Here is a 13185-nt window from a genome sequence, read left to right as displayed (position 1 = left end):
TTAGCTTACGGTTGCGCCCCCGGTAATATTTACCACCGTGGCGGTCATTGCTCCGGCATGGTCTGAAGCCAGAAAGGTCGTAACCTCAGCGATTTGTGCCAGCGTAGGCAGACGTCCGAGCATGGTGCCTTGTGCCGCACCGCCTAACCATTGTTCGACGGTTAAACCCATTGACTGCGCTTTCGCGGTGAAAATCTCCCCGGTATAGGAACCGGCCGCTACCGCATCCATAATCGCATGCGAGCGCACGCCGACGACACGAATGTTTATGGGGCCCGTCTCGCTGGCAAGCGCTTTAATAAACGCTTCTGTTCCTGCACAACCGACGATGTGGCCGAGATGCCCAGGCATCGCCATCGTGGCGGCGGGAGCAACGATGGTGAGAATGACGCCAGCTCGATTGCCGCCCATGTGCGGCGTTACGGCTTTTGCGATATTGAACTGAGCCGCAAGGAAAGGGGTGATACCGCTCATAAACTCAGAGAGGGATAATGCGTCGATGCGCTTGCCCTGTTCATGCATAAAGCCGGTCGCGTTAACCACCACATCAATTCCACCGATTTGCTGTACCAGGCGGGTAACTTGTGTTGAGGTGTCGTGCTCGTCGAGCACATCGGTGATAAACGTATCGACGGTACCCCCCGCCATTCGCAGGCGACTGGCCGCCCAATCAAGCTTTTCCTGACAGCGCGCGCCCAGGTATACATGAGCACCTTCGCGCGCCATCGCCTGTGCAACCGTGCTACCAATAGCGCCGCTGCCGCCGAAGATCACCGCAACCTTTCCAGTAAGCAACATAGTAAACTCCCGTCACCTTTAAGCACCGATTAAAAGTATGTGCCATAACCGGCGTGCTGCAAATTTGGGGGAGGGATTACGGGGAGAAGGGGGGGATAGCAAATTTCAGGCAACAAAAAACCCATCAACCTTGAACCAAAACGGCGGGGTTGATGGGCTCCACAAATTGGGGACATCAAAGAAAAGCAGTGGCAATAGTTATGACTGACACCTTGAAGAAAAGTTCTGCTGAACTGCAAAAAATTTTCGTTTAAGGGTGATTTTCAGTGCTAACCAAGGCCTGGCCAGACAATGACGATGAGTGTCCCCGCCAATGTCAGCAGAACGTTGGCAATGGCGTAGGTGCCAGCATAGCCTAATGCCGGGATGTTGCTGCGGGCCGTGTCGCTGATGATTTCCATTGCCGGAGCGCAGGTACGCGCGCCCATCATGGCACCAAACAGCAGGGCGCGGTTCATGCGCAATACGTAAGCGCCAAACAAGAAACAAATAACAACCGGAACCAGGCTCACAACCAATCCGGCAATCAGCATTTGACCACCAACGGCACCAAGGCCATTGCCAATGCCGCTACCTGCGCTCAAACCGACGCCTGCCATGAATACCATCAGACCAAACTCTTTCACCATGTTCAGCGCGCCCTGCGGGATATAGCCAAACGTTGGATGGTTGGCACGCAGGAAGCCGAGCATAATCCCGGCGAACAGCAATCCAGCCGCATTCCCAATACCGAAGCTGAAATTACTGAACTGGAAAGTGATCATCCCAATCATCAGACCAATGATAAAGAAGGCGCAGAAGGCCAGCAGATCGGTCACCTGACTGTGAATGGAAATGAAGCCGATACGATCTGCGATCGTTTTAACGCGACGGGCATCGCCGCTAACCTGCAATACGTCACCTTTATTGAGCACGACGTTGTCATCGATAGGCATTTCGATCTGGCTGCGGATCACGCGGTTGAGGAAACAGCCGTGGTCGGTCAGCTTCAACTGGGCCAGGCGACGGCCAACGGCATTGTGGTTTTTCACCACAATCTCTTCAGTGACGATACGCATATCGAGCAGATCGCGATCGAACACTTCTTTGCCGTTACGGAAACTGGGATCGAGGCGGGCATGCGCGTCTGGATAACCTACTAAGGCTATTTCGTCGCCCATTTGCAGCACTGCGTCACCGTCCGGGTTAGCCAGGATGCCGTTGCGGCGGATGCGTTCAATGTAGCAGCCGGTCTGACGATAAATACCCAGTTCGCGCAGATTCTTACCATCAGCCCATGCCACCAGCTCCGGGCCCACGCGGTACGCGCGGATCACCGGCAGATAAACCTTACGGTTGGCGTCAGTGTCCAGACCACGCTCACGCGCAATTTGTTGGGCGCTGGTTTGCAGGTCCTGATGTTGAAGTTTTGGCAGGTAGCGCGCACCGACAATCAGACTGACCAGTCCAATCAAATAGGTGAGGGCGTACCCCAGACTCAGGTTATCGAGGGCGGTGGAAAGCTGTGGGCCTGCCATTCCGGAATGGCGCAAGGTATCGCCTGCGCCGACCAGCACCGGCGTGGAGGTCATCGAACCGGCCAGCATACCCGCCGTCAGGCCGATGTCCCAGCCAAATAGCTTACCCAGCCCCAGGGCGATCAGCATTGCGCTACCGACCATCACCAGAGCAAGCATTAGATAATTTTTCCCATCGCGAAAAAAAATCGAAAAAAAGTTGGGGCCGGCTTCGACGCCGACACAAAAAATAAACAGCATAAAGCCGAGATTTAATGCATCGGTGTTAATACTAAAGTGCTGCTGACCTAATAATAGGGACACCACTAAAACGCCAATGGAATTACCGAGTTGGACTGAACCCAGGCGTAATTTACCCAGGCAGAGGCCCAGAGCCAGGACCACAAATAATAACAGGATGTAATTCCCATTTAACAAATCTGCGACGTTTATATTCACTGAGGCTAACTTCTTGTTTACTAGTAAGCTATTGAAAGAAATGGCAATTTACGCTAATGTTTTTGCCAGAAATTAAGGGGCGACAGCACCGCACACAGCCCCGATTAATGCAGCATAACAATATATGCGGATAGTTTAATCTCATTACGTATCAACGGCTATAAGAATCGTGTGGGTGTGTTTTTGGCATGGAATGCCGAGTTACTTTATCTGACTGGACGCCTGCGGGCGAAAAGAGTGTTCGATAGAGAATGTGTCAGGAGGAACGATTGAAACATAAGCAAAGTTGGGCGGGGGCGATCTGCTGCTTTGTGCTCTTTATTGTGGTGTGCCTTTCATTGACGCTAAACGTGAAAGGGGCATTCAGAGCGGCAGGGCATCCTGAGGTCGGGTTGTTGTTTTTTATCTTGCCTGGTGCTGCAGCAAGCTTTTTCTCCCACCGTCGGGAGGTGCTCAGACCTCTTCTGGGTGCAATGTTGGCGGCTCCATGCTGTCTGTTGCTAATGCGGTTCGTTTTTATGCCGACGCGTTCATTGTGGCAAGAACTGGCGTGGTTATTCAGTGCGGTGTTTTGGTGCGCGCTTGGCGCATTGTGTTTTTTGTTTATCAGTAGCTTGTTCAATCAGCATCAACGACGGAAAAAGAACTGATCACGCCCTCCAGCGGAGGGCGTAGAAACAGCTATCAGGCGAACAGATTCATATTCTCTTTTGCCCACGCCTCAAAATCCGTGCAGCCGCCGATGTGTTTTTGATCAACAAAAATCTGCGGAACGGTTTCAACCGGCTTACCTACCGTCTTTTCCAGATCGGCTTTCGTAATACCTTCGGCATGGATATCAATGTAGCGGAAGTTAAAATCGTCATGCTCATTGCTTAATTTTTCTGCTAATTCTTTTGCGCGCACGCAATACGGGCACCCTGGGCGACCAAAAATAACGGCAAACATCTCTCTCTCCTCGAACTTATCAGGCCGGATGGCGAATACTTATTATGATGCCGCGATTTGTGACGGATGGAAAGCAGGTTCGGCCTGTTGCTTTGATATCCTCAAGCTATAACTGTTAAACACGACGAGCCGGAACGTTTTATAATAAAAGCCATTTCGCCGGGAGGTCACTTATGCGCACCATCGGTGTATTACCGAAAAGCGTATTGATGCTGGAAATAATGGGGATGGTTTTGTTATCGCTGGCGCTGCTGTCGCTTAATGATTACCTGACCTTACCCGCGCCGCTTAACAGCCCGTTAGCCTGCGTGGTGATGATATTTCTGGGCGTACTGCTGATGTTACCCGCCGCAGTGATGTTGATGTGGCGCATTGCTCAACTGCTGGCGCCGCAGCTCCTGTCGTGCGCTCCCGAAGATTCTTCCCGTTCAGACAGAGAAAAAAGAGATGACGCCAACCATTGATTTAATCCGCAGCCACCGTTCCATTCGCCATTTTACCGATGAAGCTATTTCTGACGCACAGCGAGAGGCAATCATTGCCGCCGCTCAGGGCACCTCAAGCTCCAGTTTTTTACAGTGCACAACGATTGTTCGGATAACCGATAAAACGCTGCGTGAATCGCTGGCTACCTTATCTGGTGGTCAAAAGCACGTGGCGCAGGCCGCTGAATTCTGGGTGTTTTGCGCTGACTTCAACCGTCATTTGCAGATTTGCCCTGACGCGCAGTTGGGGCTGGCAGAGCAACTGCTGCTGGGTGTGGTTGATACGGCGATGATGGCGCAAAATGCGCTGACGGCGGCAGAATCGCTGGGACTTGGCGGTGTGTATATTGGTGGGTTGCGTAACAATATTGAGTCGGTCACGGAATTATTGAAATTGCCGCAGCATGTTCTGCCGCTGTTTGGTTTGTGCCTTGGCTGGCCTGCGGATAACCCGGATATCAAGCCGCGCCTGCCTGCGTCGCTGGTTGTGCACGAAAACCAGTATCAGCCGCTCAATACAGACGTTTTGTCGCAGTATGACGAACAGCTTGCGCAGTACTATCTGACCCGCGGCAGCAATACGCGTCGTGACACCTGGAGCGATCACATTCGTCGAACCATCATTAAAGAAAGTCGTCCCTTTATCCTGGAATATTTGCATAAACAGGGATGGGCCACGCGCTAAAGATTTCAACCCAGTGTATGATACGCCTGCTTTTACCAGGTCATTGAGAGGTGCAGGGTGAAAATTGCCATTTTGTCCCGGGACGGAACGCTCTATTCTTGTAAGCGCCTGCGTGAAGCGGCGATGCAGCGCGGTCACCTGGTTGAAATTATCGATCCGCTTTCTTGCTATATGAACATCAGCCCGGCGGCGTCATCTATTCATTACAAGGGCCGCCAGCTTCCCCATTTTGACGCTGTGATCCCACGGATTGGTTCAGCGATTACCTTTTATGGTACGGCGGCGCTGCGTCAGTTTGAAATGTTGGGTAGCTATCCGTTAAATGAATCGGTAGCGATTACTCGCGCGCGCGATAAGCTGCGTTCGCTGCAGTTGCTGGCGCGTCAGGGGATTGATTTACCCATCACCGGGATTGCTCACTCCCCGGACGATACCAGCGACATGATTGATATGGTTGGCGGCGCGCCGCTGGTGGTGAAACTGGTTGAAGGCACACAGGGGATCGGCGTGGTGCTGGCGGAAACACGGCAGGCCGCGGAAAGTGTCGTGGATGCGTTTCGTGGGCTGAATGCTCATATTCTGGTTCAGGAATATATCAAAGAAGCGCAAGGGCGGGATATTCGCTGTTTCGTGGTGGGTGACGAGGTGGTGGCTGCCATTGAACGCCGTGCGAAAGAGGGCGATTTTCGTTCTAATCTCCATCGCGGCGGGGTTGCTACGATTGCGAATATCACGCCGCGCGAAAGAAAAATTGCGCTCAAAGCCGCTCAGACAATGGGGCTGGATGTTGCAGGTGTTGATATTCTGCGTGCAGAACGTGGGCCGCTGGTCATGGAGGTTAACGCTTCACCGGGTCTGGAAGGGGTCGAGAAAACCACCGGGATAGACATTGCCGGCAAGATGATCCAGTGGATCGAGCGCCATGCTACGCCTGAATTTTGTCTTAAAATCGGCGGCTAAACACAATATCGATTGCGATCGTGGTATGACACGCTCTTTTTGCGTAAGCTGTGCCGGTATTTTTTTCATCATTAGAGGTCGCACATTATTATGACATCACTGGTCGTTCCCACTCTGGATACGTTGCGTCAATGGCTCGACGACCTGGGCATGAGTTTTTTTGAATGCGATACCTGTCAGGCGCTGCATTTACCTCATATGCAGAACTTCGACGGCATCTTTGATGCAAAAGTTGATTTGGTGGATAACGTCATCCTGTTTTCTGCGATGGCGGAAGTCAGACCTTCCGCACTGCTGCCCCTGGCCGCCGATTTGTCCGCGATTAATGCCAGTTCACTGACGGTAAAAGCATTTCTGGATATGCAGGATGATAATCTGCCAAAGCTGGTGGTTTGCCAGTCTTTATCCGTTACGCCGGGCGTAACGTTTGAGCAGTTTGAATGTTTTGTTCGCCAGAGCGAAGAGCAGATATCGATGGTGATCCTCGAAGCTGGGGCGCATCAGCTGTTATTTAATGCTGAAGAAGATACGCAAAACAGCAACGCTGAAGTCCATTTCCTCCATTAATTCCCCCTGAATCTGGACGCATTTTGCGCAGCCGCTACCAGAGCGGTTGCGTACGGCCTGTTTTTATTCTGTGTTTAACCTTTTATTAAAGAATTATTCACTTCCATTCTGCTCCTTCTGCTTTATGTCATAGACAATTCCTGCATAAAAAATTGATAAAAGACGTTTTTTAATCTGGGCTATATCCACAAAACCTGGCTAAAGTTATTCTTGCGAAGCATATAGACGTCAATTTTCTAACTGCCCCGTATGACCTGAGCTGTGGCTACAATACGTGGTGAATGAGTGGGCGCATATCTGCGGGCGATAGCGGCATCGGGAGAGGTCTCTCTTTTCATTGATGCCGCATGAAAGAATATGCACGTTTCTTGCATATCATTAGAGTGTGACATTTTTGTTCGTTTGTTAACGAACTTTCAGAAGGAAAGAGATTATGACCGCCTTAAATAAAAAATGGTTATCAGGCCTGGTTGTGGGTGCTCTGATGTCCATCTCTGCCGGCACGCTCGCTGCTGAACAAAAAACGCTGCATATTTATAACTGGTCTGATTATATTGCTCCGGATACGGTGGCTAACTTTGAAAAAGAGACCGGAATTAAAGTTATCTATGACGTATTTGATTCCAATGAAGTACTGGAAGGAAAACTCATGGCGGGCAGCACCGGTTTTGACCTCGTTGTTCCTTCCGCCAGTTTCCTCGAACGTCAACTAACCGCAGGCGTCTTCCAGCCGCTGGATAAGAGCAAATTACCGGGCTGGAAAAACCTCGATCCCGAACTGCTGAAGCTGGTGGGCAAACACGATCCGGACAACAAGTTTGCGATGCCGTATATGTGGGCAACGACCGGTATTGGCTATAACGTGGACAAAGTGAAAGCGGTGCTGGGGCCAGATGCGCCGGTTGATAGCTGGGATTTGATCCTCAAACCGGAAAATCTGGAAAAACTCAAAAGTTGCGGTGTCTCTTTCCTTGATGCGCCTGAAGAGGTGTTTGCAACCGTACTGAACTATTTGGGTAAAGATCCAAACAGTACCAAAGCAGATGATTACACCGGACCGGCGACCGACCTGCTGTTGAAACTGCGTCCGAATATTCGCTACTTCCACTCTTCGCAATATATTAATGACCTGGCAAACGGTGACACCTGCGTAGCGATTGGCTGGGCGGGGGACGTATGGCAGGCGGCGAACCGTGCAAAAGAAGCGAAAAATGGCGTCAATATCTCTTTCTCAATTCCTAAAGAAGGGGCAATGGCGTTCTTTGACGTATTCGCGATGCCAGCCGATGCCAAAAACAAAGACGAAGCCTATCAGTTCCTCAACTACCTGCTGCGTCCTGATGTGATTGCGCATATTTCCGACCACGTGTTCTATGCCAATGCCAACAAAGAAGCGACGGCTCTGGTTAGTCAGGAAGTTCGTGATAACCCTGGCATCTACCCGCCTGCGGATGTGCGCGCCAAGCTGTTCACGCTGAAAGTACAGGATCCGAAGATCGACCGTGTCCGTACCCGAGCGTGGACGAAGGTAAAAAGCGGAAAATAACCTGATGTTTGGGACATGACCCGGCAGGATTGATGCCTGCCGGGCAGTGTTGATCCTAAACACATATAACCCGGCAATACGCACCACAGTGGTGCGTTATTTGCACTGTTTCTTTGTTTTATGCCGGAGAGCACCTGAGTGAATGATGCAACCCCACGCCCACACGCGAAAATCCGCAAGGCGCTTACCCCGCTGCTTGAAATTCGCAACCTGACCAAGTCGTTTGACGGCCAACACGCCGTCGATGACGTCAACCTTACTATCTACAAAGGTGAAATATTTGCCCTGCTCGGCGCATCCGGCTGTGGCAAATCGACTCTGCTGCGCATGTTAGCGGGATTTGAACAGCCGACAACCGGGCAAATTATGCTTGATGGCGTCGATTTAGCGCACGTCCCGCCTTATCTGCGTCCGATCAATATGATGTTTCAATCCTATGCCCTGTTTCCGCACATGACGGTTGAGCAGAACATTGCCTTTGGCCTCAAGCAGGACAAGCTGCCAAAGGCTGAAATCGCCAGCCGGGTGAATGAGATGCTGGGCCTGGTGCATATGCAGGAGTTCGCCAAACGCAAACCGCACCAGCTTTCTGGCGGTCAGCGTCAGCGTGTGGCCCTGGCGCGTAGCCTGGCGAAACGGCCGAAGTTACTGCTGCTGGATGAACCCATGGGGGCGCTGGACAAAAAGCTGCGTGACCGCATGCAACTGGAAGTGGCGGATATCCTTGAACGCGTCGGCGTGACCTGCGTGATGGTAACGCACGATCAGGAAGAAGCCATGACGATGGCAGGGCGCATTGCGATCATGAACCGTGGCAAATTTGTGCAGATTGGCGAACCGGAAGAGATCTACGAGCATCCGACTACGCGCTATAGCGCCGAGTTTATCGGTTCGGTTAACGTTTTTGAGGGACTACTGAAAGAACGCCAGGAAGATGGTCTGATTATTGAATCTCCTGGACTGGTGCATCCGCTCAAAGTGGACGCAGATGCGTCTATTGTCGATAACGTCCCGGTGTATGTTGCGCTGCGCCCGGAAAAAATCATGCTCTGTGAGGCTCCTCCGCCAGATGGTTATAACTTCGCGGTAGGCGAAGTGGTGCACATTGCCTATCTGGGCGATTTGTCGGTATATCACGTACGTTTGAAAAGCGGCCAGATGCTGAGTGCTCAGCTACAAAATGAACATCGTTATCGCAAGGGATTACCCACCTGGGGTGACGAGGTCCGTTTGTGCTGGGATGCAGACAGTTGTGTGGTGTTGACGGTTTAAGGAGCGAAGATGAGTACACTTGAACCTCCGGCACGCGTGGATAAAGCAGGGCGATTCACGCTGTTTATGTCGCGGCTGCAAATGAAACACGGGCGCAAGCTGGTGATTGCGCTGCCGTATGTGTGGCTGCTGCTCCTGTTTCTGCTGCCTTTTCTGATCGTCTTCAAAATCAGTTTGGCTGAAATGGCGCGCGCTATTCCACCCTATACCGACCTCGTTTCATGGGCTGACGATCAGCTATCCATCACGCTCAACTTAGCCAACTTCCTGCAGTTAACGGACGATCCGCTCTATTTTGATGCCTACCTGCAATCTTTGCAGGTGGCGGGGATTTCGACGATCTGTTGTCTGCTGTTGGGATATCCGCTGGCGTGGGCTGTCGCACACAGTAAACCCTCGACACGCAATATTCTGTTGTTGCTGGTGATCCTGCCGTCCTGGACGTCATTTTTGATTCGCGTGTACGCCTGGATGGGGATCCTGAAAAATAACGGTGTACTGAATAACTTTCTGATGTGGCTGGGCGTTATCGATCAACCATTGACGATTCTGCACACCAATCTGGCGGTCTATATCGGGATTGTTTACGCCTATTTACCCTTTATGGTGCTGCCGATTTACACCGCGCTGACGCGTATTGATTATTCGCTGGTAGAGGCGGCGCTGGATTTGGGTGCCCGACCGTTGAAAACCTTCTTTAGCGTGATTGTGCCATTGACCAAAGGCGGGATTATCGCCGGATCGATGTTGGTGTTTATCCCGGCTGTGGGTGAGTTTGTCATTCCGGAACTGCTGGGCGGCCCGGATAGCATCATGATTGGTCGCGTGCTGTGGCAGGAATTTTTCAATAACCGCGACTGGCCGGTGGCGTCTGCCGTTGCCATTATTATGCTGCTGTTACTGATTGTGCCAATCATGTGGTTCCACAAATATCAGCAAAAAAGCATGGGGGAACACGGATGAATAACTTACCGGTCGTTCGCTCGCCGTGGCGTATTTTTATTCTGGTACTGGGCTTTACCTTCCTGTATGCCCCGATGCTGATGCTGGTTATCTATTCGTTTAACAGCTCGAAGCTGGTTACGGTCTGGGCGGGGTGGTCAACGCGTTGGTATGGTGAGCTTTTCCACGATACCGCGATGATAAGCGCCGTCGGCATGAGTTTAACGATTGCCGCGGGTGCGGCGACGATGGCGGTAATCCTCGGCACTATAGCCGCCGTGGTAATGGTGCGTTTTGGCCGTTTTCGCGGATCGAATGGGTTTGCTTTTATGATTACCGCACCGCTGGTTATGCCGGATGTCATTACCGGTTTGTCGCTGCTGCTGCTGTTTGTAGCTCTGGCGCACGCCATCGGCTGGCCTGCGGATCGCGGTATGTTGACCATCTGGCTGGCGCACGTCACCTTCTGTACGGCGTACGTGGCGGTGGTGATTTCCTCACGGTTGCGCGAACTGGATCACTCCATTGAGGAAGCGGCGATGGATCTTGGCGCTACGCCGCTGAAGGTCTTTTTCGTTATCACGCTGCCGATGATTATGCCTGCGGTGATCTCCGGCTGGTTACTGGCCTTCACGTTGTCGCTTGATGATCTGGTTATCGCCAGCTTTGTCTCTGGTCCTGGCGCCACAACGTTACCGATGCTGGTGTTCTCCAGCGTACGTATGGGGGTGAACCCGGAGATCAACGCGCTGGCGACGCTGATCCTTGGTGTGGTAGGAATTATCGGATTTATCGCGTGGTATCTGATGGCGCGAACAGAAAAACAACGGATCCGCGATATCCAACGTGCAAGACGCGGCTGAAAAAACTAAAATCTGCCAACCTGTCTATACGGCGCAGCTGTGGTGGCTGCGCCGTTTTCATGGAAGACGACTCGTTGGGATTTTTTAAGAAATCATCCACATCACATGCTCGCTTAAACGTCCCTGCGTTGGTGCAGGTGGCGGCGCTGGCTATTATCATGATCCGCTGTCTCGATCTGTTGATGATTTTTAATACGCTAGGGTTGCGTGGCACCAGCGAATTTATTCATCGCAGCGTGCAGACCTGGAATTTGACGCTGGTGTTTCTGGGCAGCCTGGCGCTGCTGTTTATCGAAATCTACTGCGCATTTTCGCTGGTAAAAGGACGGAACTGGGCACGTTGGGTCTATCTGTTGACCCAGATTATCGCCAGCGTTTATCTGTGGGCGGCCTCGTTGGGCTATGGTTATCCGGAACTGTTCAGCATTGCGGGAGAGTCCAGACGTGAGATCCTGCGTACGCTGGTGATGCAAAAGTTGCCGGATATGCTGGTGTTGCTGCTACTGTTTGTTCCCGCGTCCAGTCGGCGGTTTTTCCGTTTGCAATAACGTGTATAATATTGGCCCCCTGTTAATTTATAGGTTTTTGTATGCAGTGCGCACTATATGACGCTGAGCGCTGCCGCTCCTGTCAGTGGATAACACAGCCTGTCGCCGATCAACTCCTCTCAAAAATAGCCGATCTGCAGAATCTGCTGGCTGATTATTCGGTCGGAGAATGGTGCGCACCGGTCAGCGGCCCGGAACGCGCTTTTCGCAACAAAGCCAAAATGGTGGTCAGCGGCAGCGTGGAAAAACCACTGCTTGGGATGCTGCATCGTGACGGTACGCCGGAAGATTTGTGTGATTGTCCGCTCTATCCCGCCTCTTTTGCGCCCGTATTTGCCGCGCTCAAACCGTTTATCGCCCGGGCGGGGTTAACGCCCTATAACGTGGCGCGTAAACGCGGGGAGCTGAAATATCTGCTGTTAACGGAAAGCCGATTTGATGGCGGTATGATGCTGCGCTTTGTCCTGCGTTCAGACGCCAAACTGGCGCAGTTGCGTGCAGCCCTACCGTGGTTGCAGGCACAATTGCCACAGTTAAAAGTGATCACTGTTAATATTCAACCGGTGCATATGGCGATTATGGAAGGGGAGACAGAAATCTTCCTGACCGAACAGCAGGCGCTGGCGGAACGCTTTAACGATGTGCCGTTGTGGATACGCCCGCAGAGCTTTTTTCAGACCAACCCAGTGGTGGCGGGGCATTTATATGCCACCGCACGCGACTGGGTGCGTCAGCTTCCGGTTACTCATATGTGGGATCTGTTTTGCGGCGTAGGGGGCTTTGGTCTGCATTGCGCCACGTCGCAGATGAAACTAACAGGTATTGAAATCGCGCCAGAGGCGATTAACTGTGCGAAACAGTCGGCGCAGGAGCTTGGGTTGCAGAATCTGCATTTTCAGGCGCTGGATTCGACTCAGTTTGCTACCGCCCAGGACGAAGCCCCCGATCTGGTGCTGGTAAACCCACCGCGTCGCGGGATTGGCAAACCGCTGTGCGATTTTCTTTCCCGCATGGCGCCACGTTTTATTGTCTATTCAAGCTGCAATGCACAAACCATGGCGAAGGATATCCACGAGTTGCAAGGGTACCGCATTGAACGTGTCCAGCTTTTCGATATGTTCCCACACACCGCACATTATGAAGTATTAACGCTGCTCAGCCGACAATAACTGCTATGCCTGATGGCGCTTCGCTTATCAGGCCTACAGGCTGTTCGTCATTCATAAGGTGGATAAGGTGCTTGCACCGCATCCGGCAAATGCAATATGCGAAAAAAAAGCCCGTACTTGCGTACGAGCTCTTCTTAAGATATGGCGGTGAGGCGGGGATTCGCAGCCTGTTCGCTGCGCTCTCAGTCTGTCTAACTGGCTGCGCCAGTAGTCGAACCCCGGTCCGGGCTTCTCATCCCCGCCAGGGTCGTACTTGCGTACGAGCTATTTCTCGAATATGGCGGTGAGGGGGGGATTGACTCGCTTCGCTCGCCCTTCGGGCAGCCTGTTCGCTGCGCTCTCAGTCTGTCCAACTGGCTGCGCCAGTAGTCGAACCCGGTCCGGGCTTCTCATCCCCGCCAGGCTGTGAAATATGCGAAAAAAAAAGCCCGTACTTGCGTACGAGCT

General features: G+C 52.2%; 14 protein-coding genes. 11 read left to right on the top strand and 3 right to left on the bottom strand.

The features are described 5' to 3' along the window. Together FDX04_RS12290 and FDX04_RS12285 are read right to left on the bottom strand one after the other, a co-directional pair. A complete protein-coding gene (locus FDX04_RS12290; protein WP_137371008.1) occupies positions 1-798 on the bottom strand; it encodes an SDR family NAD(P)-dependent oxidoreductase in 798 nt (265 codons plus the stop codon). Between the two features lie 269 nt (positions 799-1067). Beyond that, the gene (locus tag FDX04_RS12285; protein WP_137361315.1) at positions 1068-2753 is read right to left on the bottom strand and encodes an aspartate:alanine antiporter; all 1686 of its coding nucleotides are present in this window, start codon (positions 2751-2753) and stop codon (positions 1068-1070) included. Positions 2754-3022: 269 nt separating this feature from the next. Here FDX04_RS12285 and FDX04_RS12280 point away from each other — a divergent pair, with 269 nt between their 5' ends. Further along, a complete protein-coding gene (locus FDX04_RS12280; protein ID WP_061388467.1) occupies positions 3023-3403 on the top strand; it encodes an inner membrane protein YbjM in 381 nt (126 codons plus the stop codon). Positions 3404-3437: 34 nt separating this feature from the next. Here the strand turns inward: FDX04_RS12280 and FDX04_RS12275 are convergent, their stop codons facing one another. After that, positions 3438-3701: a GrxA family glutaredoxin gene (locus FDX04_RS12275; RefSeq protein WP_016152408.1), complete on the bottom strand. Its 264-nt coding sequence runs from the start codon at positions 3699-3701 to the stop codon at positions 3438-3440. Between the two features lie 173 nt (positions 3702-3874). Here FDX04_RS12275 and FDX04_RS12270 point away from each other — a divergent pair, with 173 nt between their 5' ends. From FDX04_RS12270 to rlmC, 10 genes are all read left to right on the top strand, one after another. After that, positions 3875-4165, top strand: coding sequence for a DUF1418 family protein (locus FDX04_RS12270; RefSeq protein ID WP_137371007.1), 291 nt, complete (start codon positions 3875-3877; stop codon positions 4163-4165). Next, complete coding sequence (gene nfsA, locus FDX04_RS12265) at positions 4149-4871, top strand: nitroreductase NfsA (protein WP_042309520.1); 723 nt, start codon at positions 4149-4151, stop codon at positions 4869-4871. The genes FDX04_RS12270 and nfsA overlap by 17 nt, the downstream gene beginning before the upstream one ends. A 57-nt stretch (positions 4872-4928) precedes the next feature. After that, complete coding sequence (gene rimK, locus FDX04_RS12260; protein WP_038639233.1) at positions 4929-5831, top strand: 30S ribosomal protein S6--L-glutamate ligase; 903 nt, start codon at positions 4929-4931, stop codon at positions 5829-5831. A 90-nt stretch (positions 5832-5921) separates the two neighbouring features. After that, entirely contained in the window at positions 5922-6398 is a 477-nt protein-coding gene (locus tag FDX04_RS12255; protein ID WP_042309517.1) for a YbjN domain-containing protein, read from the top strand. Positions 6399-6831: 433 nt separating this feature from the next. Beyond that, complete coding sequence (gene potF / locus FDX04_RS12250; RefSeq protein WP_042309515.1) at positions 6832-7944, top strand: spermidine/putrescine ABC transporter substrate-binding protein PotF; 1113 nt, start codon at positions 6832-6834, stop codon at positions 7942-7944. A 138-nt stretch (positions 7945-8082) separates the two neighbouring features. Beyond that, the gene (potG, locus tag FDX04_RS12245) at positions 8083-9216 is read left to right on the top strand and encodes a putrescine ABC transporter ATP-binding subunit PotG (protein ID WP_061381880.1); all 1134 of its coding nucleotides are present in this window, start codon (positions 8083-8085) and stop codon (positions 9214-9216) included. A 9-nt stretch (positions 9217-9225) separates the two neighbouring features. Beyond that, positions 9226-10179, top strand: coding sequence for a putrescine ABC transporter permease PotH (gene potH / locus FDX04_RS12240; RefSeq protein ID WP_137349289.1), 954 nt, complete (start codon positions 9226-9228; stop codon positions 10177-10179). Further along, entirely contained in the window at positions 10176-11021 is an 846-nt protein-coding gene (gene potI / locus FDX04_RS12235; protein WP_042309508.1) for a putrescine ABC transporter permease PotI, read from the top strand. Before potH ends, potI begins: the two co-directional genes overlap by 4 nt. Before the next feature lie 59 nt (positions 11022-11080). Beyond that, positions 11081-11569 carry a YbjO family protein gene (locus FDX04_RS12230; RefSeq protein WP_137371006.1) on the top strand — a complete coding sequence of 163 codons (489 nt, stop codon included), beginning with the start codon at positions 11081-11083 and terminating at the stop codon, positions 11567-11569. A gap of 41 nt (positions 11570-11610) precedes the next feature. Beyond that, positions 11611-12738: a 23S rRNA (uracil(747)-C(5))-methyltransferase RlmC gene (gene rlmC, locus FDX04_RS12225; protein ID WP_137371005.1), complete on the top strand. Its 1128-nt coding sequence runs from the start codon at positions 11611-11613 to the stop codon at positions 12736-12738. Positions 12739-13185 lie beyond the last annotated feature (447 nt).

It is taken from the genome of Citrobacter sp. wls615 (assembly GCF_005281355.1).
GTDB lineage: Bacteria > Pseudomonadota > Gammaproteobacteria > Enterobacterales > Enterobacteriaceae > Citrobacter > Citrobacter werkmanii.
This window is presented reverse-complemented; position numbering and strand designations above follow the sequence as displayed.